The organism is Streptomyces sp. NPDC002133, assembly GCF_040296405.1.
Classification (GTDB): domain Bacteria; phylum Actinomycetota; class Actinomycetes; order Streptomycetales; family Streptomycetaceae; genus Streptomyces.
Map to the genome: position 1 here is coordinate 130,737 of NZ_JBEOXF010000004.1, position 23,127 is coordinate 153,863.

Below are 23,127 nucleotides of genomic sequence, written 5' to 3' on the forward strand. Positions count from 1 at the left end.
ATTTCCGCCGGCGGTCACCCGGTCGGCGGTCACCGGATTCACCGGGCCCGAGTCCTCCCGTCACCGGAGCCACCGGGCCCGGAGGCCTCCGTCACGGGGCGACCGGCTCCCCCGCTCCGCGCAGCACCCCGATCAGCTCGGTCACCGTCTCGGCCATCGCCCGCCTGCCGACGGACAGGTACTTCCGGGAGTCCACGGCGTCGGGTTGGGCCGCCAGATACTCGCGGATGGCCGCCGTCATCGCGATGTTCAGCGCGGTCCCGATGTTGACCTTCGCTATTCCGCCGGACACGGCGGCCGACAGCTCCCCGTCCGGGACGCCCGAGGAGCCGTGCAGCACCAGCGGCACGCCGAGCGCCCCGTCGAGCCGGCCCAGCAACTCGTGGTCGAGGGAGGCCGTGCGGGAGGTCATCGCATGGGAGCTGCCGATCGCGACGGCCAGTGCGTCCACGCCGGACGCCTCGACGAAGGCCCGCGCCTCGTCCGGGTCGGTACGGGCCCCCGGCGCGTGGGCGTCCAGGGGCGCCGCACCGTTCTTGCCGCCGACCTCGCCCAGCTCGGCCTCGACCCAGAGGCCGTTGGTGTGCGCCCATTCGGCCGCGGCGCGGGTCGCCGCGAGGTTCTCCTCGTACGGCAGGTGCGACGCGTCGTACATCACCGAGCTGAACCCGGCGTCGGCGGCCTGGCGCAGCAGGTTCCCGCTCTTGACGTGGTCGAGGTGGAGCGCGACGGGTACGGCGGCCTCGCGGGCCGCCTCGACCGCGGCCCTGGCGAGCGGGCGGAGGCGTCCGTAGCGGTACTTCACCGCATTCTCGCTGATCTGCAGGATGACCGGGGAGGCCGCGGACTCCGCCCCCGCGACGACCGCCTCGGCGTGCTCGAGCGTGATGATGTTGAACGCGGCCACCGCGCGGCGCTCCGCGGCGGCCTCGGCAACCAGCGTTCCGGTTTCGGCCAGCGGCATCGGTCAGGCCCCGGCGAGGATGACGGAGCGGGTGAGGTGGCGCGGGCGGTCCGGGTCGAGGCCGCGTGCCTCGGCGACCGCGACGGCGAGGCGCTGGGCCCGTACGAGCTCGGCCAGCGGGTCGAGGCCGCCCGCCACCCACATCCCGCCGGTGCCGTGCACCTCGTCGGCCAGCCCCGACGGCGCGTCACCGATCATCCACGTCGCCGTGCCGCGGGTGGTGACGCTGATCGGACCGTGCCGGTACTCCATCGCCGGGTACGCCTCGGCCCAGGACGCCGACGCCTCCCGCACCTTGAGCGCCGCCTCGCTGGCGAGGCCGACGGTCCAGCCGCGGCCGAGGAAGGTGAACTGCTTGCAACCGGTGAGCCAGTCGGGCAGGGGCTCGGCGAGCGCGTCCCTGGCGTCGTCCACGGCGGCGTCGGTGTGCAGTCCGGCGTGCGCGCGCAGCAGCGTGAGGACCGACGTGGCGAACCGCGTCTGGACCACGGACTTCTCGTCGGCGAAGTCGAGGACGACGACGTCGTCGGCGGCGGACGTCACAGGCGTCGCCGGGTCGGCGGTGAGGGCGGTGGTGCGGGTCCTTCCACGCAGCCGGCCGAGGAGTTCGAGCACCTCGGTGGTGGTGCCGGAGCGGGTCAGGGCGACCACCCGGTCGTAGTGGCGGCCCTCGGGGAACTCGGAGGCCGCGAAGGCGTCCGACTCGCCCCGGCCCGCACCCTCGCGCAGCGCGGCCGCCGCCTGGCTCATGAACAGCGAGGTCCCGCAGCCGACGAACGCCACCCGTTCGCCCGCCGCCGGGAGCATCCCCGCCCGGCTCGCCGCCAGTTCCGCGGCCCGCTCCCAGCACTCCGGCTGGCTCGCCAGCTCCTCCGCCACATGACTCATACCCTGCTCCACCTTTCGAGTGCGACGCCCCGCGACACTGCGTGCGTATTTCTGCAATTTAGCTCGAGATTTCAATCAGCTTCAAGCATTCGAGCAGAGTGACGTGCGCTAAGGTCACGTCGAGCATTCGAGGAACGGAGCTGTGGATGTCCCGCGACGCCCGCTGGAAAACACTGCTGGAGCTACTGGTCGAGCAGGGGCGGCTGGACGTCGAGGAGGCCGCGGCCGCGCTGGACGTCTCGGCCGCGACGATCCGGCGCGACTTCGACCAGCTCGCCGAGCAGCAGATGCTCGTACGCACCCGCGGGGGCGCGGTCGTCCACGGGGTCTCGTACGAACTCCCCCTGCGTTACAAGACGTCCCGGCGCGCGGCGGAGAAGCAGCGCATCAGCGCGGCGGTCGCCGGGCTCATCTCCCCCGGCGAAGCGGTCGGCTTCACGGGCGGCACGACGACCACGGAGGTCGCCAGGGCGCTGGCCGCGCGACCCGACCTGGCCACGGGCTCGCCCGCACTCACGATCGTCACCAACGCCCTCAACATCGCCAACGAGCTGGCGATCCGGCCGCAGTTCAAGATTGTCGTGACGGGCGGGGTGGCGCGCCCGCAGTCGTACGAGCTCATCGGCCCGCTCGCCGACGGAGTGCTCAGCCAGATCACCATGGATGTCGCCGTACTGGGCGTGGACGCCTTCGACGTGGTCCACGGTGCGGCGGCGCACGACGAGGACGAGGCCGCGATCAACCGGCTGCTCTGCGAGCGCGCCCAGCGGGTCGTGGTCGCCGCCGACTCGACGAAGCTAGCGGCCCGTGCCTTCGCCCGTATCTGCGGCACCGACCAGGTGGACACACTGGTGACCGACGCGGCCGTCTCCGACGAGACGGTCGCGCGCTTCGAGGAGGCAGGCGTGGCCGTGGTCCGGGCCTGACGAGCGCACGACGGGACCCGACGGCCGGCCCGCCCCGGGCCGGGGGCTCCCGCGGGCCGCGCCGGTCCGATGCGGGCTATAACTGAACGGTGATCATCCATGTGGCCCCGCTCGACGACTGGCTCGCCATCCCCGAACGGCCGTACGCACCGAAGTCCTTCGTCGCCGAGGGGTTCGTCCACTGCTCCCCCGACGAGCCGACGACGCTCGCCGTCGTCAGCGCATACCACCGCGAAACCCCCGGCCCGCTGATGGCCCTGCTCATCGACGAGACCAAACTCCGCTGTCCCGTCCGCCTGGAGCCGGCCGGCTCCGCCCCACCGCCGGGCGTCGCCCCGGGCACGCTCTTCCCGCACGTGTACGGGCCGATCGACCGGGAAGCGGTGGAAGGGCTGCTGGAGATCCAGCGGGACGAGGAAGGGCGCGGGGTGGGCTTCGCACCCTGGGCCTGACGAGCGCGAGGCGACGGGGCGCGCGACGGGCGGGCAGGACCGGAGCGGGACCGCGGTCACGCCGGTGCGGGGGCTCAGCGGCGGGAGTCGTCCGGCGGCCGTCTGCGGGCCGCCGTGCCCGGCGAGAGCCGGTCGACCACCTCGGCCAGCTCGGCACAGGCCAGCTCGATCTTGCGGCGGACGGTGTACTGCTCGGTCACGATCGCCGACAGCAGCAGCCCGGTCAGGGCCGCGGACGCGTTGAGCGCCTGGAGAGTTCCCATGACCTCGAGGAGGCTGTGCCCGGCGAAGGGCCCCGCCCGGTCCGTCGCCGCCGAGATGGCCAGCACGGACACGACCAGGACGCACGGGGCGGCGCCGGGGAGCTGGAAGCGCAGCGCCGACCAGATCAGCAGCGGGAAGACGAGGAAGAGCACGGCGAGGGAGCTCGTGGTGGTCACGAACGTGACGGCGGCGACGCTGAGCAGGAGGAGCACGGCCTCCGCGCAGCGCGCGGGACGGAGGTCCAAGGGCCACCGCACCTTCCGGGCCACCAGCAGCAGCGGCGCGACCACGAGGACGCCCATGGCGTCGCCCGCCCACCACGCCGACCAGATCGGCCAGAAGCTGCCCGGTGCGAGCATGCCCGCGACCACCAGCGCGCCGGTCCCGATGGTCGCACTGATCAGCATCCCGGCGAAGGCGCCCAGGAACACGAGCGACAGCCCGTCCCTGAGTCGGTCGAGTTCCTCGCGGAAGCCCGCCCTGCGCAGCATCAGGTAGGCACAGACCGGGGCGAGGCAGTTCCCGGCGAGGACGCCGATGGCGAAGGATCTGAAGGGGCCGAGAGCCAGGATGAGGAGGAAGGTGCCGAGGGCGATCCCCGGCCAGATCCGCAGCCCGAACCAGATCAGGGCGGCCAGGGCGATACCCGTGGGCGGCCAGAGCGGAGTGACCACAGCACCCTCGACGACCACCTGCAGCGTCAGCCCCAGGCGCCCCGCCACGTAGTAGGCGGCAGCGACGGAGAGCATGAGCAGGACGACTGCCCCGGTGTGCCGGAGTTCCCTGGTGCGGACCACACCTGCCATCACACAACGTCCCCCGCAGGGCCGCCTGCCGAGACACTCTCCAGGCGTGACGTCAGCCGACGACGTCGGGTGGGGAGGCGTCGTGGCACAGGACGAGGACGGCGGCGTCGTCCGTGTGGTCGGTGAACTCGGCCGCCGTCATCACCGCGGCGGCAAGTTCGTCGGCGCCGGCCCCGGCGCCCGTCCCGGCACCGACCAGGCCGGTCACCCGCTCGAGGCCCGTGTCGATCGGGACGGTCGGGCCTTCGATCACCCCGTCCGTGAGGAGGACGAACGCCCCCGCCTGCGTCAGCCTGCGTCTGGTCACCGGGTAGCCCTCGCCCGGCTGGATGCCCAGCGGCAGCCCTCCGTCGTCCTGAGCGGCGCCGCAGCAGCCGTCGGCCGTGGCCCAGACGGCGGGGACATGTCCGGCCCGGGCACTCTCGAGGACCCAGGTCGCCGGATCGAAACGGACAAAGGTGCAGGTCGCGAAGAGTTCGCGGGCCACGGAGACCAGCAGGTCATTGGCCCGGCTCAGCACTTCGCCGGGTTCGGTCGCGGCCGTGGCGACCGCGCGCAGCCCGATACGGATCTGCCCCATGAAGGCGGCCGCCTCGACGTCGTGACCCTGGACGTCCCCTATGGAGAACCCGAGCGAGCCGTCGGGCATGACGAAGCCGTCGAACCAGTCGCCGCCGATGTCGAGTCCGTCGCGCGCGGGCGTGTACCGCGCCGCTGTCCGCAGGCCCGGCAGCGACGGCAGGGCCGCGGGGAGCATGTCCCGCTGCAGCGCCTCGGCCAGATCCACACGGGCCCTCTGCAGCTCCGCGCTCTCCCGCGCCTGTGCGGTGAGACGCCCGAGCGTTATCAGGAGGTCGTCTGCGCTCGCCGACCTCGGTGGACGACGCCGCGTCATTGACCGCTCCGATGTACATCCGTTTCGCGCCGGCCGGAACCGACGTTCATCATACTTCCGGGTCCTGGAGGCCGCTTGCCGAGGCGGCGCACGGCGCTCGCCTACGATCTCCCCACCAGCCGCGGGCAACAACACAGCCGGGAGGCAGCTCACGTGACCACGCCCAGGACCCACAGCGCGGAGGCCCGTCCCACGGTGGCGGTGCTCGGTACGGGAATCATGGGGGCGGGGATGGCCCGGAGCCTGCTCCGCGCCGGACTGCCCGTCAGGGCCTGGAACCGTACGGGCGCGAAGGCGGAGGCCCTGGTGGCCGACGGCGCCTACTGTGCGGACTCGCCGGCCGACGCGGTCACCGGCGCGGACGTGGTGGTGACCGTGCTGAACGACGGGCCGCGCGTGCTGGGCGCTATGCGGGAGGCGGCCGCCGGTCTCGCCCCCGGCACGGTGTGGGCCCAGACCGCCACGGTCGGCGAGACCGCCACGGCGGAACTGGCCGCATTCGCGCGGGAACACGCCCTCACCTTCGTCGACTCACCGGTCCTCGGATCCCGGCAGCCCGCCGAATCGGGCGAACTTCTCGTCCTGGCCGCGGGGCCGCCGAAGGCCCGTGCCGTCCTCGCCCCCGTCTTCGACGCGATCGGCCGCCGCACGACCTGGGTGGGCGAGGACGCCGGCACGGCGGCGGCGAGCCGCCTCAAGCTGGTCCTCAACAACTGGGTCACCGCGCTCACGCACGCCACAGCCGAGACCCTCGCGCTGGCCCGGGGCCTCGGCGTCGATCCCCAGGCCTTCCTCGACTCCGTATCCGGCGGCGCCCTGGACAACGGCTATCTCCGCGCCAAGGCAGCGGTGATCCTCAGCGGTGACTACACCCCCTCCTTCACCGTCACCAACGCCCTCAAGGACACGCGGCTCATCACCGAAGCCGCCGAACGCTCCGGCGTCCGCATGGACGTCGCCCGGGCCGGCCTCGCCCGCTTCGAACGCGCCGAACGCACCGGTCACGGCGACGACGACATGGCCGCCACCTACCTGGCCTCCTTCGACGGCCCGGACGCCTGAGCGGGCCCGTGCCGGAGCGTTCGGCCAACTGGCCCCCTTCACCCACCCGGTGACCGCATGTGCCCTTCCTCGGTGAGCCTGCGCCGAACACGGTCCTCGTGGAAGAGCCGCCCCACCAGTGCGCTGCCGTAGACGACGAAGCCCACACCGACCAGCCAGGACTGCAGGACCAGCACGGTCCCGAAGTGACCGTACGTCACCGCGTTCGCCGCGATGAGCGGCGAGAAGACGAACTGCGAGAAGATCCGCAGCCCGAGCAGCCCCAGCGCGGTCGTCACGGCACCGGGCGCCAGGGCCCGCCAGCGGATGCGGCCGCACAGCAGGAGCCATTGCGACCACCAGAAGAAGAGGAAGGTCCCGAACAGGTCCGCACTGGCGACGAGCGTCGTCGTCAGGGCGGACGCGTTCGCCGGGGCCGGTGTGGCGACGAACACCAGCAGTGCGGCGATGAGCACGCCCAGCCAGACGACGTGCCGCCACATGGTGTGCCAACGCGCCGTCGGCAGGGCCCACGCCCGCTCGTACCCGGTCTGCACGGCGGAGCCGAAGGTCACCCCGAACGCAGCCAGCGCGGCGAGACCGAGCGCGGTGGTGCGCTGCAGGGCCTGCCCCGGCTTGCCGAACAGCTGCTCGACCTGCTCCTGCGACACCTGCGACACGCCGAGGCCCTGCACCAGCCACTTGGCGAACCCCTGGCCGCTCGCCAGGTCGGCCGCCGCGACGACGACCAACAGCGGCACGAGGGTGAGGAAGCTGAGCGCCGCGAAACCCATGGCGCGGTGCATCAGCTCCATCTCGCGCCCCCGGCTCCACGCGAGGCCGACCACGGACGTCAGCATCCACCGGTGGAGCCGCGGGAACCAGCGGCCGTGGTGCGCCGCGGGGTCGTCGCCCGGCGCACCGAATCTGAAGGGCATGTGCGCTCGCCTACCCGCCCGGGTGCCATGACCCCTCCCGCACGCCGCCGAACGGGTGTCTCCGGCCCGGGTGGTCCTGCGGGAAAGCGGGGAGATGACGGCCGCCGGCTCCTCGTCGCACCGTCCGCGTCGTGCAGTCGCCCCTGAGGGCGGCCCAGTGTTAGAACTGGGACATGATCGGACGTTCCCGCCGGTCCCGGCTGACGGCGGTCAGGCCGCTCAGCCGCCGGGGGTCACGCGATCAGCGCGAACGCCCGGCGGACCGACAGCGACGTCCCCATTCACGACGTCCGCATCCACTCGGCGTACAGAGCCTCGCCACCCAGGTCTTCCTCCTCCAGGCGATCGTGGTGATCCTCGTCGTGATCGCCGCGTCGGTCGCCCTGGTCCTGCAGGCGCGCAACGACAGCCTGGACGACGCGGAGAACCGCTCGCTCGCCGCCGCCGAGACCTTCGCGCACGCACCCGGTACGGCGCCGGCGCTCAAGTCCCCGAACCCGAGCGCGATCCTGCAGCCCGCCGCCGACGAGGCCCAGCGCGGAGCGGGCGTCGACTTCATCTCCGTACTGAGCCTCGACGGGGTCCGCTACACGGACCCCGAGGCGCCGCTGGTCGGCGAGCGCGTGGAGGGGGACATCTCACGGGCCGTCGCGGGCGAGGCGTTCACGGAAACCTTCGAGGGTGCGCCGCGCGAGGCGGTCCGGGCCGTGGTTCCGGTCACCGATGCCGACAGACGGGTCGTCGGCCTGGTCACCGCGGGGATGCAGGTCGCGAGCATCGGCGAACTCCTCGACTGGCAGATGCCGGTCATGCTGGCGTCCGTGGCCGGTGCCCTGGCGCTCGCCACCGGGGGTGCGGCTCTCGTCAGCCGACGGCTGCGGCGGCAGACGCACGGCCTCGGCCCTGCGGAGATGACCCGGATGTACGAGCACCACGACGCGGTGCTGCACGCCGTGCGCGAGGGTGTGCTGATCGTCGGCGGCGACGGTCGGCTGGTGCTGGCCAACGACGAGGCGCGACGGCTCCTGGATCTGCCGCCCGACGCGGAGCGGAAGCCCGTGTCCGAGATGAACCTCGGCGCGGGCATGACCCAGTTGCTGGTGTCCGGCGAGGAGGTCTCCGACCAGGTGTTCCTCTCCGGCGACCGGCTGCTCGCCGTCAACACGCGGCCCACCGCCCCGTACGGAGGCGTCCCCGGCGTGGTCGCGAGCCTTCGCGACACCACCGAACTGCGTGCGCTGTCCGGCCGGGCGGAGATCGCCCGGGAACGTCTGACCCTGCTGTACGAGGCGGGGATGCGGATCGGCACCACACTGAACGTACAGCGGACGGCCGAGGAGCTCGCCGAGGTGGCCGTCCCCCGGTTCGCCGAGTTCACCACCGTGGAACTGCTCGATCATGTGCTGCGCGGTGAGGAGCCGAACAGCGCGGCCACCGAGATGCGCCGAACGGCGCTGCACGGCATCCGTGACGATCCGCCGCTCCAGCCGGTCGGGGACGTGATCCGGTTCGTCATCCCCGCCACCCCGATGGCCACGGCCATGAACAGCGGCCGGGCCGTGCTCGCGCGGGACCTCACCACGCTCCAGGGCTGGCGGAGCCAGGACCAGGAGGGAGCACACCAGGCGCTGGAGTACGGGATCCGCTCGCTGATCACCGTGCCGCTGCAGGCCCGCGGCGTGGTCCTCGGCATGGCCAACTTCTGGCGGACCGAGGTCCAGCCCCGCTTCGACGAGGACGACGCGTCGTTCGCGGAGGAGCTGGCGGCGCGGGCGGCGGTGGCGATCGACAACGCCCGCCGGTTCACCCGGGAGCACGCGATGGCCGTGACCCTGCAGCGCAGTCTGCTCCCCCGTGATCTGCCGCAGCAGGACGCGCTGGAGGTGGCCTGGCGCTACCTTCCCGCGCAGGCCGGTGTGGGGGGCGACTGGTTCGACGTCATTCCCCTGCCCGGGTTCCGGGTGGCCCTGGTGGTGGGCGACGTGGTCGGGCACGGCATGTACGCCGCCGCGACGATGGGGCGGCTGCGTACCGCCGTGCTCAACTTCTCGTCCCTCGACCTGCCTCCGGCCGATCTCCTGGCGCACCTCGACGACCTCGTGATCCGTATCGACGCCGACCAGACGGCCGAGGACCACGAACGCGCGCCGGTGACCGGCGCCACGTGTCTGTACGCCGTGTACGACTCGGTCAGCGGGCGCTGCACGCTCGCGCACGCCGGGCACCCTCCGCCGGCACTGGTGGATCCGGTCAGCGGGGTGACGTACCCCGAGATGCCGGTGTCGCCGCCGCTCGGCATCGGAGGGCATCCCTTCGAGGAGATCGAGGTCGATCTCGCGGAGGGCAGCCGGCTCGTCCTGTTCACGGACGGGCTGATCGAGGACCGCCGCCGTGACATCGACGAGGGGTTCGAGCGGCTGCGGGCAGCGATCGCCCCGCCCGGTCTCACTCCGGAGGAGACCTGCCTGGCGGTGACGAACGCGATGCCGCCGAGCCAGTCGAGCGACGACATCGCGCTGCTCGTCGCCCGCACGCGGCTGCTCCCGGCGGAGAACGTCGCCGTGTGGGACGTGCCGTTCGATGTCGCGGAGGTCTCCCGGGTGCGCGCCGAGGCCACCCGGAGGCTCGTGGACTGGGGGCTGGAGGAGTCGTCGTTCGTCACCGAGCTCGTGCTGAGCGAGCTGCTGACGAACGCGCTGCGCTACGGCACCGAGCCCGTGCGGGCCCGGCTGCTGAACGGCCGCACGCTCGTCTGCGAGGTGTCCGACGGCAGCAGCACGTCGCCGCATCTGCGCCGGGCAGCGACCACCGACGAGGGCGGGCGGGGACTGTTCCTGGTGGCGCAGTTCTCGCAGCGCTGGGGAACCCGGTACGTGACCGGAGGCAAGGTCATCTGGGCCGAGCTGGCGCCTGAGGGCGAGCTGGCCGAGGAGTCGGCGATGATGATGTTCGACGACGAACTGGCCTGGTGACGCCCGGACGGCTCAGGCGCCCGACCGGCTCAGGCGACCGGCCGGGCCTCGACCCCCGTCCGGGGCTGCTGGTGGCCGCCGCTGGCGATCATCCGCACTTCGCCGCGGTCGCTGATCTCCGCCTGCACGATGCCCGTGTCGTCGGCGTAGACCGGATGGCCGCCGGGACCCTTGCGATCGGTGCGATGCACCACGACGGCATCCTCGCCCTCGCCCTTCGCGGTCGGCTCGCCGTGCGAGAAGACCAGCTCGTACTCCTCGCCGGTGTCGTCCCGGTTCATAACGCCCTCCTCTGGCGTGCAGGCGTAAAGCCGTGCACCGTGTCCCGATATAGACCCGAATGACCATTATCAGGGAGTTCACTCGGAACGCGAGCGCCGTGTGATCAACGGACGACCGTGAGCGATCGTTCCAGGACCTGCGCCACGGTGGACAACCCCGGATGCCTGGCCCCGCTGCGGCACCGCAAAGCCCCCGACCGGCCCACCACGCCCGGCTGGAAATGGGCCCTGTGCCGCTCGTGCGGCTGGCAGGGCAACCGCGACCAGGGCGCGTGGAAACGCATCGCCGCACGCGGCCTCACCCACCAGACCAAGACCGTCGCAGACCACGCCACCGCCACGATGGCCATCCGCTCGGTGGTCGAGAAACTCGAGGCCACAGCCGTGGTCACCGCGGCCACCGAGACCAGCCGGGACCGGTCCAAGACCGGACCCACCCGGCCGCGATCCACACGCTCCGCGCCCGGGCGACGCAGGGCACCCTCCCCGGCACGGCTCCAGGGCGGTGCCGGCCAGCGTCCGGAGGGACACGCACCAACGGGCCGGACCCGACTGCCCCGCGCAGCCCACCGGCACCAGAGCGTGACGACGATCAGCACACCCACCACCAGCCGACACCGGCCACGCGGAGCAGCACTGGGCACGGGATTGCACCTCCACGCCCACGCCACCCCTCCACGGTGGGCACAACCCACGCCTTGCATGGGATCGCTCAACTGATCAGAGACGCTCAGCAGATGCGGGGCAGTTGTTCCCCCAGCGGCATGTCGACGACGCGCGTGCCGCCGAGTCCGGTGCGCGCGACCACCATGCCGGGATGATCGGCGACCGTCTCTCCGATCACCGTCGCGTCCCTGCCGAGCGGGTGTGCGCGCATGGCCGCCAGGACCGCGTCGGCGTGCTCGCGGGCGACGAACGCGACGAGCTTGCCCTCGTTCGCGACGTACATCGGGTCCAGGCCCAGGACTGCGCAGGCGTTGGCCACGGCCGATGGGACCGGGACCGCGCGCTCCTGGACGACGACGCCCGTGCCGGATGCCGCGGCGAGCTCGTTGAGGGCAGCGGCGAGCCCGCCGCGCGTCGGGTCGCGCAGCACATGGAGCGGACACCCGCCCGCGCGCGCCCCTCCGACCGCGAGCATCGCCTCGACCAGGCCGCAGAGCGCGGCACAGTCGCTCTCGATCTCCACGCCGAACTCCAGGCCCTCACGCACGCTCAGGATCGCCACGCCGTGGACGCCGATCGGGCCGCTCACGATGACGACGTCACCGGGGACGACGCGCTGAGGGCGCAGATCGACGCCCTTCGGGATGAGGCCGATGCCGGAGGTGTTGATGAAGATGCCGTCGCCGTGGCCCGCCTCCACGACCTTCGTGTCGCCGGTCGCGACCTCCACTCCTGCGGTGCGGGCGGCGGCTCCGAGGGCTTCGGCCACGCGACCGACGACCGCGAGCTCGACCCCCTCCTCGAGGATGAAGCCGCAGGACAGGTACGCGGGCCGGGCTCCGCTCATGGCGAGGTCGTTGACGGTGCCGTTGACCGCGAGGTCGCCGATGCTGCCGCCGGGGAAGAAGAGCGGCCGCACGACGAACGAGTCGGTGGAGAACGCGAGGCGCACACCGCCGAGTTCGAGTGCCGCGCAGTCGCCGAGACCGGCCAGCACAGGGCCGCCGAAGGCGGGCGCGAAGACCTCCTCGACCAGTTCGGCGGACATGGCGCCGCCCCCGCCGTGGCCCATCACCACACGCGGCTGGTCCCGCAGCGGGGCGGGACAGGTCCACGCCAGCATGTCCGGCGCAGGCGTGGTCGCGGACTGGGTCGTCTCAGACAACGGGGCTTTCCTCCCGGGCGGCGGCGGCCAGGTCGAGCCGCCGGTAGAGGTAGTAGGCGGCGCAGGCGCCCTCGCTGGAGACCATGGTGGCGCCGAGCGGGGTGCGCGGGGTGCAGGTGGTGCCGAAGACCTCGCACTCGTGGGGCTTCAGCAGTCCTTGCAGGACTTCGCCGCTGCGGCACTCGGCCGGTTCTCGGGTGTCGATGCCGGTCACCGAGAAGCGGTGCTCGGCGTCGTAGTCCCGGTAGCGGGGGGAAAGCCGCCAGCCGCTGTCGGGGATCACCCCGATGCCGCGCCAGGCGCGGTCGGTGACTTCGAAGACGTCGTCCAGCATGGCTTGTGCGGCGAGGTTCCCCTCGGGTGTGACGGCTCGCGGGTAGGCGTTCTCCACGGTGTGCTCGCCGCTTTCGAGCTGCCGGACCGTACGGCGCACGCCTTCCAGGATGTCCAGTGGTTCGAATCCGGTCACCACGATGGGAACGCGGTACTTCTCGGCGAGCTGCGGGTACTCGCCGACGCCCATCACACTGCACACGTGCCCGGCGGCGAGGAAGGCCTGGACGCGGCAGCTCGGCGACTGCATGATCGCCTCGATCGCCGGGGGGACCCGCACATGGGAGACCAGCAGGCTGAAGTTGGGGATGCCCAGCCTTCGGGCCTGATGGACCGTCATGGCGTTGGGCGGCGCGGTGGTCTCGAAGCCGATGCCGAAGAACACGACCTCGCGGTCGGGGTTCTGCTGCGCGATGCCGAGGGCGTCGAGCGGTGAGTAGACCACCCGTACGTCACCGCCCTCGCTGCGCACCTGGAACAGGTCGCGGCCGGTCCCCGGCACGCGGAGCATGTCGCCGAAGGAGCAGAAGATCACGTCGGGCCGCGAGGCGATCTCCAGGGCCTTGTCGATGACCTCCAGCGGGGTCACGCACACCGGACAGCCGGGACCGTGGATCAACTCGATCCCGTCCGGGAGGAGCTGGTCGATACCGTGCCGGATGATGGTGTGCGTCTGGCCTCCGCAGACCTCCATCAGCGCCCAGGGCCGGGTGACGGTGGCGCGGATCTCGTCGAGCAGCCGCCGGGCCAGCTCCGGGTCCTGGAACTCGTCGATGTACTTCATCGCCCTGCCTCCCCGGTGACGCTGCCGGCGGCGGGTGGCTGCGGTCCGTCCGCTTCGGCGACCGGCTCCCACGGATCACCGAACTCCTCCTGGAGCATGCCGAGGCTCTCGAACAGCTCCAACGTCTGGCGGGCCGACTCCTCGTCGAGCCGCTGCAGGGCGAACCCCACGTGGACGATGGCGTATTCACCGACCTGGAGGTCGGGCAGATACTCCAGGCACACCTCCTTGACCACTCCGCCGAAGTCGACGGTGGCCATACGAGTGCCGTCCCGGTCCTCGATGGCCAGCACCTTGCCGGGTACCGCCAAGCACATGTGCGTCTCCTCGCTGTCGCGCCGCTGCGCGCTCCGTCATCCGGCGGGCTCGGCCGCCGTACGGGCGGCCACGACGAGCTGGCCGAGAGCCAGCCCTCCGTCGTTCGGGGGGATCCGGTGGTGGCGCAGGACGGTGAAGCCGTCCTCCCGCAGTCCTCGTGCGCAGGCCGAGGAGAGCAGCGCGTTGGCGAACACTCCCCCGGTCAGTGCCACGGTGTCGAGGCCGTGCTGCTCGCGTGCCGTGCCGCAGACGGTACGGACGAGCCGGGCGACCGCCCCGTGGAAGCGCGCCGCGACAAGGGCGGCCGGAGTGCCGGTGCGTACGTCGCCGACGACCGCGGCCAGCACGGGCGCCGGGTCGGCGGCCAGCGCGGCGCGGCCGTCCTGACCGGGCGCGCGCAGCGCGAACGCGTAACGGCGGTCGTCGTCGGCGGCGTTGCTCACCGCCGCGGCTTCGAGTTCGACGGCCGCCTGCGCCTCGTATCCGGCGCGGTGGCAGACGCCCGCGAGGGAGGAGACGGCGTCGAAGAGCCGGCCCATGCTGGAGGTGGGTACGCAGTTGAGGTTCCGCTCCAGCTGCCGTTCCAGCAGAGCGAGTTCCCCGGGCATGCAGGCGTCGACGCAGGGCAGGCCGGCGGTCCGGTCGAGGCCCGCCGCCCGCAGATGCGCGATGGCCATGCGGTACGGCCGCTCCACGGCCGCGTCGCCGCCGGGGAGCGGTACGTACGCGAGGTGGGCGTAGCGGGCGAAGCCGTCGTAGTCGGCCAGCAGGAACTCCCCGCCCCACACGGCTCCGTCCTCCCCGTATCCCGTGCCGTCGAAAGCGACGCCGATCACGGGCCGGCTGCCGTCGAGGCCGTGCTCGGCCATGGTGGACGCGACATGCGCGTGATGGTGCTGGACCTCGACGAGCGGCCGTTCTCCGGCGTGGCGCCGGGCCCACGTGCCCGAGCGGTATCCGGGGTGCCGGTCGGCCGCGAGGAGCCCGGGCCGTACGCCCGTGATCGCCTCCAGCTGCTCCTCGGCCTCCTCGAAGGCGTGCTGCGTGGCAAGGTCGTCCATGTCCCCGACGTGTGCGGACAGCCAGGCCTTGCGGCCGGTGCCGAGGCAGAAGGCGTTCTTCAGATCGCCGCCGACGGCGAGGGCGGGCGCCACGGACACGGGCAGCGGGACCGGCAGCGGGGCGTAGCCGCGAGAACGGCGCAACGTCAGCGCCTCCCCGTCGCACACACGCACCACCGAGTCGTCGCACGGCACATGGATCGGCCGGTCGTGCAGCAGCCACGCGTCGGCGAGGTGGCCGAGCCGGTCCAGCGCCTCGGTGTCGCCGGTGACGATGGGCTCGCCCGAGAGGTTGCCGCTCGTCATGACGAGAAGTCGGGGCGCGGGCGCCTCGTCGCCGTCGAGTCCGAGCAGCAGATGGTGCAGCGGGGTGTAGGGGAGCATGACGCCGAGGTCGGGGCTGCCGGGGGCGACCGCGTCCGCGATCCGGGGGGCGCCCGACGCCGGAGCGGATGCGCTGCGGCGACGCATCAGGACGATGGGCCGGGCGCTGCCGGTGAGCAGCTCGCGCTCCTCGGCACCGACATGGACGAGGTGCCGGACAGCGGCGATGTCCCTGGCCATCAGGGCGAACGGCTTGTGACCGCGGGCCTTGCGGCGGCGCAGCAGCGCGACCGCCCCGGAGTTGGTCGCGTCGCAGGCGAGGTGGTATCCGCCGAGCCCCTTGACCGCGAGGATCGCGCCACCTGCCAGGAGTGCCCGGGCCTCGGCGACCAGGTCCGCCGCACCCTGCGGGCCGCCGAGGCTCCGGTCGTTCGGATCGGGCGCGAGGACGTGCCGGGGCCGCAGCCCCGGGGCGGCCGGCGCGATGATCAGCCGCAGCCGGGGCCCGCAGGAGGGGCAGGCGACCGGCTGCGCGTGGAAGCGGCGGTCGGCCGGATCGGCGTACTCCCGGGCGCAGTCGGGGCACATCGGGAAGTCGGCCATCGTGGTGTGGTCACGGTCGTAGGGCAGCCCCGTGACGATGGTGAAGCGCGGCCCGCAGTGGGTGCAGGTGATGAAGGGATGCCGGTGGCGCCGGTCTGCCGGGTCGGCGAGCTCGGCCAGACAGTCGGCGCAGGTGGCGGTGTCCGGGGAGACGAGTGTGCGGACGGGTCCTTCGGTGACGGAGGGAATGATGACGAAACCTCTGCCGCCGGTCGCGGGGACCTCCTCGTCGTGGACCGACTCCACCATCGCCAGGGGCGGGGCGTCCCTGCCGATGCGTGTGCAGAACCGCGCCACGGCCAGCGGCCCGCCTTCGACCTCGGCGACGACCCCGTCCCCGGTGTTGGTCACATGCCCCGTCAGCTCCAGTCCGGTGGCGAGGGAGTACACGAAGGGCCGGAAGCCGACGCCCTGCACCACGCCCCGCACGGTGACCCGGCGGCGCCGAACGGAGGTTGCCACCGCAGGCCCGGGCCGCGGGGAGGTCACGGGCGGGCCTGCGCCATGACCGGCGCGTGGACCGGGGTGCCGTCGGCCGCCGCGAGTGCGCGGTCGAGCAGGGCGCCGGCCCCCTGCCCCGCGCGTGCGGACGTGAGGATCACGTCCACACCCGGATTGACCTGCTGGACATGGGTGCGGAATGCCGCCTCGTCGAATCCGACGGCATCGGCGATGTCGGTCTTGGTGACGACCACCAGGTGCGCGAGGCCGAAGGCCGTCGGGTACTTCAGCGGCTTGTCCTCGCCCTCGGTCACCGAGGCGAGAACCACGCGAAGCGACTCACCGAGGTCGTACGAGGCCGGGCAGACGAGGTTGCCCACGTTCTCCACGAACAGCAGCCGTGTGTCCTCGGGCAGCCAGCCGTCCAGATGCCCGGCCAGCATTCCGGCCTCCAGATGGCACAGCCCGTCGGTGAGCACCTGCTTGACCGGGACGCCGGAGCGGGCCAGGCGCTCGGCGTCGTTCTCGGTCGCGAGATCGGCCGTCAGCGCGGCGACCCGCACACCCCGTTCCCTTGCCAGCAGCAGCTCCGCCTCGAGCAGCGCGGTCTTGCCGCTGCCGGGGCTGGACAGGAGGTTGACCACGATGGTTCCACGGGCGGCCAGTTCAGCGCGCAGGGTGTGCGCTGCGGCGTCGTTCTTGGCGAGCACCGCCTGCTGCAGATCCACGACACGGCACATGGGTCAGCTCTCCTCGGAGATCGGTTCGCGATGGGGGCGGACGGATGCGTGCGCCGGGTCGTCGTCCCACTCCACGGCGGCGATCCGCAGTTCACGGCCCGAGACCAGCTCGGCGGTCGCCGTGCCGCACGCGGGGCAGCACAGCTGCGGCGGCATCCCGACCGCCCAGACGTCCGCGCACGGCTCGCAGCGGGCCCGGCCGAGGACCGGCTCCGCGATCAGTTCCGCGCCTTCCAGCACGGTGCCGGCGCAGGCGAGTTCGAAGCAGAACGTGAGGGCGTCCGGGACCACTCCAGCCAGTTCACCGACCTGGAGCCGTACGGCCTTGACCGCGGCGGTGCCGCCCGAGCGGCGCGCCGCCTCCTCGACCTGGTCGACGACGGCCAGCGCGATGGACATCTCGTGCATCGGTCTCCGTCCTGCGCGGCGGGCGGGCCCCCGGGGCCATTACAGGGCGGGGCCACGGGGCTGGTGCACCGGCACGCCGACACCACACGGTTGCGTACGCCATTCGGTGCAGCGCCCGGCCGGGGCGTACGCACCCGCGGCTCCTGGCGCCTCGTCACATCGCTCGGATGCGCAGATAGCGTCTGATGTCGGGCAGGAAGTGGACGAGAGCGGCGAGCACGGTGGCGGCGGCAGCGCCGCCGATGATGTTCTTCTTCATGGTGTTCTCCTCGTGAGGGTGTTCGTCGGGGCCTCGTGCCGCACCAGATCCATGACCATCCGCACGGCCTCGGGCACGGCGGCGGCCACCTGCGGGCTGAGTCCGATGCCTTCGTCGAGACAGCCGGGTTCGCAGCCGACGACGAACGTCTGCCGCGGCGGCGTGGCGCCCGTGCCCGCGCACAGGGTGTCCAGCAGGGCCAGGACGGCGTCGGGGGACATCCGGTGGCCGTCGAGAGGCACGCTCGCCGGGGCGTCGGTGGCGGGGGTCCCCGGCTCGATCAGATACAGCGTTCCGGGCTCGCCGCCGCGGGCGACGGCATCGACCAGGACGAGCGTGTCGTATCCGTCGAGCAGCTGATAGGCGAGGTGGACGCCCCGGATGCCGATGTCCACCACGTCTACGTCGTCCGGCAGTTGTTGTTCCGTCAGTCTGCGTGCGGTCTCGACGCCGAAGCCGTCGTCGCCGAGGAAGATGTTGCCGACGCCGGCGACGAGCGTCCGGTCGGTGTCCGCCGCGCCGCCGTTCACGCGTCCTCCAGGGGTTCGACCTCGTCGGGCTGGAAGTAGAGGAAGCGGCCCTGTTCGCGGCGGATGTCGGCACCTGGGTCGCCCTCGACGGTCACCGCGATGTGCACTCCCCCGTCCACGTCGTGCAGGACGGCCTCGACGTGTGCGCTGCGGCCGTGCAGGAAGAGGTCCTGGGCGTCGCTGTGGCGCAGGCCGGGCCGCAGCAGGACGCGGCTGCCCGCGCCGACCTGCCGGCCGTCGACCAGCACGCGATCGCGTGCCGGATCGACGCTCGCGTCGCTGCCCGGGTCCCACCAGGGCGTGTCCGGCCGGAGGACGTCCGCACCGGGTTCGGCGGCGGCGGGCTGCCCGGGTCCTGCGGTGACCTCCCTCATGCTGCGCACCGCGCCGTGCAGACGCTCCAGGACCTCGGGCGGCATCGAGTCGGCGAGGTCGATCACGGCCGCCGCGCGGGCGTCCGTGCCCCGCGCCTCGCGCTTCTCCTCGTCGGTGAGGGCCGCAGTGCGCAGCGCGAGGATCTCGTCGATCTCGGTGGCGTCGTAGAGGACCCCGGGGCTCTCCGGCGCGATGGCCGGATGGTCCTCGAGGATGATGGGGGACGACAGCACGAGGTCGGCCTCGCCGGTCTTGCCCGCGAGCACCGGCCAGGTGTGGAGATTCCGGCAGGACGCGACGGCGCCCTTGGCCCACTCGGGCGGGTCGGTCATCGAGAGGAACGCCCCGGCGTCCAGGCACAGCAGCAGATGGCTGGCGACGAGCGAGTGGGGCAGGGCCGCATCGCGGTCCCCGCCCGGCTCCGGCATCCAGGTGCTGGTGTTCTCCAGGACGGCGGTCAGTCTCATCGTCCGGTACGGTCCGTCGAGTTCGGCGGCACGGAGCCGCACGGCACCGCTGATCTCCTCGCGCCGGCGCACGAGCCGCCCCACGGTCCGCCCGGCCGTGTCCAGGACGGGTTCGGTCTCCTCGCGCGCGGGCCGCGTGAAGGGGACGGTTGTTCCCTCCCCCGTCAACTCGGCCACGGGTACGGCAAGTTCGACGCGCTCTTCCACGCCCTCGTCCCAGGGAACCACGACGCGGTCGTCGAGGTGGAGTTCGCGCACGGTCTCGTAGCGGCCGTCCGCGCCGGCCTGCTGGACGATGCGTCGGCGGGTGTGCAGGAAGCGCACCTCGACGGCGAGGGCCGCGCCCGGTCTCGGCTCCATCAGGCATTCGGTGTGCTGGAATTCGTGCTCCTCGCAGGACGCGCTCCAGGCGGGCGGTACGAGCACACCGAACTGCCAGCGCAGCCGGTTCTTCGCCGCCGACGCCCGGTACGGGTACAGCACATAGCCCTCGAAGAGGACGGCGTCGGCGACGTGCCGGGCGGTGGCGAGCCGGGCTTCCGTCGCCGGGCGGAACGTGGCGTCGGTCATGGCGCCGTCCTCTCGCCCGCCGCGTCCAGGAGGGCCTCGACCGTCGCCTGCCAGGACGGCAGCGCCCGCCGCGACCGGTAGGCGAGCAGGGCGTCCAGGGTGTCGCCGGGCAGCCGGACCCAGCCGCAGCCGGGGAAGTGCTGATCGACCATCTCCTGCCAGACCTTCACCGGCATCGGGCAGACGGCCTCCCGGTCCCACGGCACCGGTTCGACGTGGAATCCGCCGGCGCCGGTGAAGGCGGTGCCGGAGAAGAGCATGAGCAGCGGCACGTCGCCCTCGGACAGCGCGTGGAAGTAGCGGGTGGCGGCGACGTCCATGTCGTACGTGCAGGGCACGACGAGGTCCGCCTCGGTCTCTCCGGTGAAGCCGGGAACCATGAGGGAGACCTGGGCGAACTGCACGGGGTGGAGGGTGCCGCCCCAGCGTGAGCGGTCACCGAAGAGGTCGGTGAGCCCGTCGGCCTCCGCGGGCGCGTAGCCGCGCCGGGCCGGTTCGATGCGCACCTGGCAGCGCAGCGCGAGGGCGTGGACCCGGGTCTCCTTCGATGCGGTGATCCGCAGCCGGAAGACGAGGGTGGGACCTGCGGCGTACGGGTCCGCGCGCACGCCGGTGCAGCTGAAGGTGAAATCGGTCATGACCGGCTCCCCTCCGGCTCGCGGGCCTGCTGTCGCACGTGGGCGAAGAAGGCGTCGAGTGCGGCGCGGGCCTCCGCTCCCCCGTCGAAGCCCTGCCAGTGCAGCCGCATCCGGCCGACGAGTTCGTAGCAGATGTCGACCGGCACGAGGTAGCACTGGATGCGTCCGCCGGTGCGGCGCAGCAGCAGGGCTTCGACGTCGGGCTCGAGCAGGGCGGCGAGCCGGGTGCCCGCGAGGACGGTCTGCCAGGACGACGGGTCCAGTTCGCTCTCGGTCGCGCCGGCCGGGCTCGGGTAGAGCGCGACCAGCCGGTCGAGTGCGGCGTTGCGGAAGAAGAAGGCGACGCCGACAGGGATGCCCAGGAGTTCCCAGGCGTTGTCGTCGATCCGGTGGCCGGGGTCGGCGAGGTAGCGGCCGGGGACCGCCCGGAAGCGGCCGTGCGAGGCGCCCGGGCGGTCCATCAGGTGGGCACAGGGGCCGCAGGCGCAGGCCAGTGCCCGTTTCTCGGTGTCCACGAGGTGCCGGTGACGGTCGTCCGGGAGGGCGACCCCGCACAGTTCGCACCGCTCCTCGCGGGGCGGCCTGGGCCCGGTGAAGCGGCGCAGGCCCCGGGGGCCGGGAGCATCCGGCCCGGTGCGGATCGCGCTCACCGGGCCGTGACCGAGGTGCGGCCGGCGGAGGCCTCGGCGGGCGCGGCTCGGGGCGGGCCCGAGCCGATCTGGAGGAGGGCCGGCTCGCGCGGGACGGCGGCCGTGTCCAGCTCCACAGCGGTCACTTCGGGTGCGAAGCGGGACAGGGCCTCGGCGGCAGCCTGCCTCGCGACCTCCTGGGTGCTGGGGCAGCCGCAGCCGGACGCGCCCGTGACCCGCAGTCTCAGCACGCCGGTCGCCTCGTCGAACCCGGCCGACTCGACGGAGTGCTGGACCTTGCCCAGGGCCCGCGCGATCCGGGTGGGGACGTCCTCGGGGTGCAGGTCGTGCAGGACCAGCAGGCTCGCGACGAGTTCGTCGCCGAGGAGCCCGGCGAGCGGGTCGCCGCCGGGTCGCGCGGCAGCGGGGCGGCCGAGCACTTCGAGGGTTCTGGCCAGCCCGGCGCCGTAGAAGTCCATCAGGACCCGCACCAGTTCCTCGGCGGCCGCGCAGGCCTGCCCGTCGCCGTCGGCGGCGAGCCGGTCGAGGATCTCCTCCACGCGGCGGCCCGCCTGCTCCGCGGTCACCGCGCTCATCCGGCGAGGCCGCTCAGTCCGGTGGGCACGTGCATCGACTTCACCGTTCTGCCGTCGCCCACGTACATGTGGACGCCGCAGGGCAGACAGGGGTCGAAGCTGCGGACGGTACGCATGATGTCGATGCCCTTGAAGTTCTCCGGCGGGTTCTCCTCGAAGATCGGCGTGTTCTGCACGGCGTCCTCGTACGGGCCGGGGGTGCCGTAGGAGTCCCGGGTGCTCGCGTTCCACGGCGTCGGCGGATAGGGGTGGTAGTTGGCGATCTTGCCGTCCCTGATGACCATGTGGTGGGAGAGGACGCCGCGTACGGCCTCGGTGAAGCCGACGCCGATGGACTCGTCCGGCACGTCGAACTTCTCCCAGGTCTGGGTGCGTCCGGCACGCACCTCGTCGAGGCCCTTCTCGGCGCAGTGCAGGGCGACGGCCGCGGCGTAGGCCTGGAAGTAGGTGCGGGCGCGGTTGCGCTCCAGCGCGTTGCTCCACTGCGGGATCTTCCACTCGAAGGTGGTCTCCGGCTTGGTCAGCGTGCGCGGCAGGTTGATGACCACGCTGTGCCCGGTCGCTTTGACATAGCCGATGTCGACGAGCCCCGACAGCGCGGTGGACCACAGCCGGGCGATGGGTCCGCCGCCGGTGTCCAGCGCCAGGTGCTCCTTCCCGTCGAACCAGCGCGGGGACATCACCCAGCTGTACTTGTCGGCGAAGTCCCGCTTCTGCGGGGCGGGGATGGTGTGCTGGTTCCAGGGGTGGCGGGGGTCGACGGGGTTGCCGAGCGGGTCGTGCGTGACGAACTGCTCCTGGCCCTCCCAGTCCTCGTAGTACGAGCTGCCGAGCAGGATGCGGATACCGAGGTTGATCTTGGTGAGGTCGTTGGTGACGAGCTTGCCGTCGACGACGATGCCGGGGGTGACGAACATGCGCCGGCCCCAGTCGCTCATGTTGGCGTAGGTGAAGTCGCAGTACTCGGGGTCGTTGAGCGCTCCCCAGCAGCCGAGCATCACACGCCGGCGGCCGACCTCCTCATAGCCCGGCAGGGCCTCGTAGAAGAAGTCGAACAGGTCGTCGTGCAGCGGCACGACGCGCTTCATGAACTCCACGTAGCGCATGAGGCGGGTCATGTAGTCCGTGAACAGTTGGACGGACGCGACCGTGCCCACGCCGCCCGGGTAGAGCGTGGAGGGGTGCACATGGCGGCCCTCCATCAGGCAGAACATCTCCCGCGTGTAGCGGCTCACCTGGAGGGCCTCGCGGTAGAACTCGCCTTCGAGCGGGTTGAGGGAGCGCATGATGTCGGCGATCGTGCGGTAGCCGTGCTCGGCGGCGTGGGGCGCCTCGGTGCGCTGCGCCTGCTCCCAGACGCCCGGGTTGGTCTCGCGGACCATCTTCTCGCAGTAGTCGACCCCGACCAGGTTCTCCTGGAAGATGTTGTGGTCGAACATGTACTCGGCGGACTCGCCGAGGTTGATGATCCATTCGCCGAGGTGCGGCGGCTTCACGCCGTACGCCATGTTCTGCGTGTAGACCGAACAGGTGGCGTGGTTGTCGCCGCAGATGCCGCAGATGCGGCTCGTGATGAAGTGTGCGTCGCGCGGGTCCTTGCCCCGCATGAAGACGCTGTAGCCGCGGAAGACCGATGAGGTGCTGTAGCACTCCGCGACCCGCTTCTGCTTGAAGTCGATCTTCGTGTGGATGCCGAGACTGCCCACGATCCGGGTGATCGGATCCCAGGACATCTCCACCAGGCCGTCGCCGGTCGTTTTCGCCTGTGTCGCCATTGTGAGTGTGGTGCCCTT

General features: G+C 72.2%; 24 protein-coding genes. 5 read left to right on the forward strand and 19 right to left on the reverse strand.

Features of this window, described 5'->3' with window-relative positions:
- Window positions 1–91: 91 nt before the first annotated feature.
- Together ABT078_RS07000 and ABT078_RS07005 are read right to left on the reverse strand one after the other, a co-directional pair.
- Complete coding sequence (locus tag ABT078_RS07000) at window positions 92–964, reverse strand: class II fructose-bisphosphate aldolase (RefSeq protein WP_351224653.1); 873 nt, start codon at window positions 962–964, stop codon at window positions 92–94.
- Between the two features lie 3 nt (window positions 965–967).
- Window positions 968–1,852, reverse strand: coding sequence for an SIS domain-containing protein (locus tag ABT078_RS07005; RefSeq protein ID WP_351224655.1), 885 nt, complete (start codon window positions 1,850–1,852; stop codon window positions 968–970).
- Window positions 1,853–1,998: 146 nt separating this feature from the next.
- Here ABT078_RS07005 and ABT078_RS07010 point away from each other — a divergent pair, with 146 nt between their 5' ends.
- Both ABT078_RS07010 and ABT078_RS07015 read left to right on the forward strand, forming a co-directional pair.
- Window positions 1,999–2,778, forward strand: a complete 780-nt coding sequence (locus ABT078_RS07010; RefSeq protein ID WP_351224657.1) for a DeoR/GlpR family DNA-binding transcription regulator — start codon at window positions 1,999–2,001, stop codon at window positions 2,776–2,778.
- An 89-nt stretch (window positions 2,779–2,867) separates the two neighbouring features.
- Window positions 2,868–3,230, forward strand: coding sequence for a DUF952 domain-containing protein (locus ABT078_RS07015; protein WP_351224659.1), 363 nt, complete (start codon window positions 2,868–2,870; stop codon window positions 3,228–3,230).
- A gap of 74 nt (window positions 3,231–3,304) precedes the next feature.
- Here ABT078_RS07015 and ABT078_RS07020 read toward each other — a convergent pair whose 3' ends face one another.
- Both ABT078_RS07020 and ABT078_RS07025 read right to left on the reverse strand, forming a co-directional pair.
- Window positions 3,305–4,300 carry an MASE1 domain-containing protein gene (locus tag ABT078_RS07020; protein WP_351224661.1) on the reverse strand — a complete coding sequence of 332 codons (996 nt, stop codon included), beginning with the start codon at window positions 4,298–4,300 and terminating at the stop codon, window positions 3,305–3,307.
- Window positions 4,301–4,352: 52 nt separating this feature from the next.
- The gene (locus ABT078_RS07025; RefSeq protein ID WP_351224663.1) at window positions 4,353–5,195 is read right to left on the reverse strand and encodes a PP2C family protein-serine/threonine phosphatase; all 843 of its coding nucleotides are present in this window, start codon (window positions 5,193–5,195) and stop codon (window positions 4,353–4,355) included.
- Window positions 5,196–5,348: 153 nt separating this feature from the next.
- Between ABT078_RS07025 and ABT078_RS07030 the strand changes: the two genes are divergently transcribed.
- Complete coding sequence (locus ABT078_RS07030) at window positions 5,349–6,257, forward strand: NAD(P)-dependent oxidoreductase (RefSeq protein ID WP_351224665.1); 909 nt, start codon at window positions 5,349–5,351, stop codon at window positions 6,255–6,257.
- A 38-nt stretch (window positions 6,258–6,295) separates the two neighbouring features.
- Here ABT078_RS07030 and ABT078_RS07035 read toward each other — a convergent pair whose 3' ends face one another.
- Window positions 6,296–7,174 (reverse strand): YhjD/YihY/BrkB family envelope integrity protein, encoded by an 879-nt coding sequence (locus ABT078_RS07035; RefSeq protein WP_351224667.1) that lies wholly within the window; start codon window positions 7,172–7,174, stop codon window positions 6,296–6,298.
- 173 nt (window positions 7,175–7,347) lie between these two features.
- On the opposite strand from ABT078_RS07035, the gene ABT078_RS07040 reads away from it, so the two are divergent.
- Window positions 7,348–10,146, forward strand: a complete 2,799-nt coding sequence (locus ABT078_RS07040) for a SpoIIE family protein phosphatase (RefSeq protein WP_351224669.1) — start codon at window positions 7,348–7,350, stop codon at window positions 10,144–10,146.
- Between the two features lie 29 nt (window positions 10,147–10,175).
- Here the strand turns inward: ABT078_RS07040 and ABT078_RS07045 are convergent, their stop codons facing one another.
- Entirely contained in the window at window positions 10,176–10,427 is a 252-nt protein-coding gene (locus tag ABT078_RS07045) for a DUF6296 family protein (RefSeq protein ID WP_351224671.1), read from the reverse strand.
- Between the two features lie 117 nt (window positions 10,428–10,544).
- On the opposite strand from ABT078_RS07045, the gene ABT078_RS07050 reads away from it, so the two are divergent.
- On the forward strand, window positions 10,545–11,147 hold the full coding sequence (locus ABT078_RS07050; RefSeq protein ID WP_351224673.1) for a hypothetical protein: 603 nt from the start codon (window positions 10,545–10,547) through the stop codon (window positions 11,145–11,147).
- A 10-nt stretch (window positions 11,148–11,157) separates the two neighbouring features.
- Here the strand turns inward: ABT078_RS07050 and hypE are convergent, their stop codons facing one another.
- From hypE to ABT078_RS07110, 13 genes are all read right to left on the reverse strand, one after another.
- Entirely contained in the window at window positions 11,158–12,216 is a 1,059-nt protein-coding gene (gene hypE / locus ABT078_RS07055; RefSeq protein ID WP_351225058.1) for a hydrogenase expression/formation protein HypE, read from the reverse strand.
- 34 nt (window positions 12,217–12,250) lie between these two features.
- Entirely contained in the window at window positions 12,251–13,375 is a 1,125-nt protein-coding gene (gene hypD, locus ABT078_RS07060) for a hydrogenase formation protein HypD (protein ID WP_351224675.1), read from the reverse strand.
- Window positions 13,372–13,692 (reverse strand): HypC/HybG/HupF family hydrogenase formation chaperone, encoded by a 321-nt coding sequence (locus ABT078_RS07065; protein WP_351224677.1) that lies wholly within the window; start codon window positions 13,690–13,692, stop codon window positions 13,372–13,374. Before ABT078_RS07065 ends, hypD begins: the two co-directional genes overlap by 4 nt.
- 36 nt (window positions 13,693–13,728) lie before the next feature.
- The gene (hypF, locus tag ABT078_RS07070; protein ID WP_351224679.1) at window positions 13,729–16,170 is read right to left on the reverse strand and encodes a carbamoyltransferase HypF; all 2,442 of its coding nucleotides are present in this window, start codon (window positions 16,168–16,170) and stop codon (window positions 13,729–13,731) included.
- Entirely contained in the window at window positions 16,167–16,862 is a 696-nt protein-coding gene (hypB, locus tag ABT078_RS07075; RefSeq protein ID WP_351224681.1) for a hydrogenase nickel incorporation protein HypB, read from the reverse strand. The genes hypF and hypB overlap by 4 nt, the downstream gene beginning before the upstream one ends.
- A gap of 3 nt (window positions 16,863–16,865) precedes the next feature.
- A complete protein-coding gene (locus ABT078_RS07080) occupies window positions 16,866–17,270 on the reverse strand; it encodes a hydrogenase maturation nickel metallochaperone HypA/HybF (protein ID WP_351224683.1) in 405 nt (134 codons plus the stop codon).
- A 154-nt stretch (window positions 17,271–17,424) separates the two neighbouring features.
- Window positions 17,425–17,529, reverse strand: a complete 105-nt coding sequence (locus tag ABT078_RS42610) for a DUF6893 family small protein (protein WP_502981170.1) — start codon at window positions 17,527–17,529, stop codon at window positions 17,425–17,427.
- Complete coding sequence (locus ABT078_RS07085) at window positions 17,526–18,059, reverse strand: hydrogenase maturation protease (RefSeq protein WP_351224685.1); 534 nt, start codon at window positions 18,057–18,059, stop codon at window positions 17,526–17,528. Before ABT078_RS07085 ends, ABT078_RS42610 begins: the two co-directional genes overlap by 4 nt.
- Window positions 18,056–19,471, reverse strand: coding sequence for a hypothetical protein (locus ABT078_RS07090; protein ID WP_351224687.1), 1,416 nt, complete (start codon window positions 19,469–19,471; stop codon window positions 18,056–18,058). Before ABT078_RS07090 ends, ABT078_RS07085 begins: the two co-directional genes overlap by 4 nt.
- Entirely contained in the window at window positions 19,468–20,109 is a 642-nt protein-coding gene (locus ABT078_RS07095) for a DUF6084 family protein (protein WP_351224689.1), read from the reverse strand. The genes ABT078_RS07090 and ABT078_RS07095 overlap by 4 nt, the downstream gene beginning before the upstream one ends.
- Complete coding sequence (locus ABT078_RS07100; RefSeq protein ID WP_351224691.1) at window positions 20,106–20,759, reverse strand: DUF5947 family protein; 654 nt, start codon at window positions 20,757–20,759, stop codon at window positions 20,106–20,108. Before ABT078_RS07100 ends, ABT078_RS07095 begins: the two co-directional genes overlap by 4 nt.
- Window positions 20,756–21,334, reverse strand: coding sequence for a NifU-related iron-sulfur-binding protein (locus ABT078_RS07105; RefSeq protein WP_351224693.1), 579 nt, complete (start codon window positions 21,332–21,334; stop codon window positions 20,756–20,758). Before ABT078_RS07105 ends, ABT078_RS07100 begins: the two co-directional genes overlap by 4 nt.
- The gene (locus ABT078_RS07110) at window positions 21,331–23,109 is read right to left on the reverse strand and encodes a nickel-dependent hydrogenase large subunit (protein ID WP_351224695.1); all 1,779 of its coding nucleotides are present in this window, start codon (window positions 23,107–23,109) and stop codon (window positions 21,331–21,333) included. The genes ABT078_RS07105 and ABT078_RS07110 overlap by 4 nt, the downstream gene beginning before the upstream one ends.
- Window positions 23,110–23,127 lie beyond the last annotated feature (18 nt).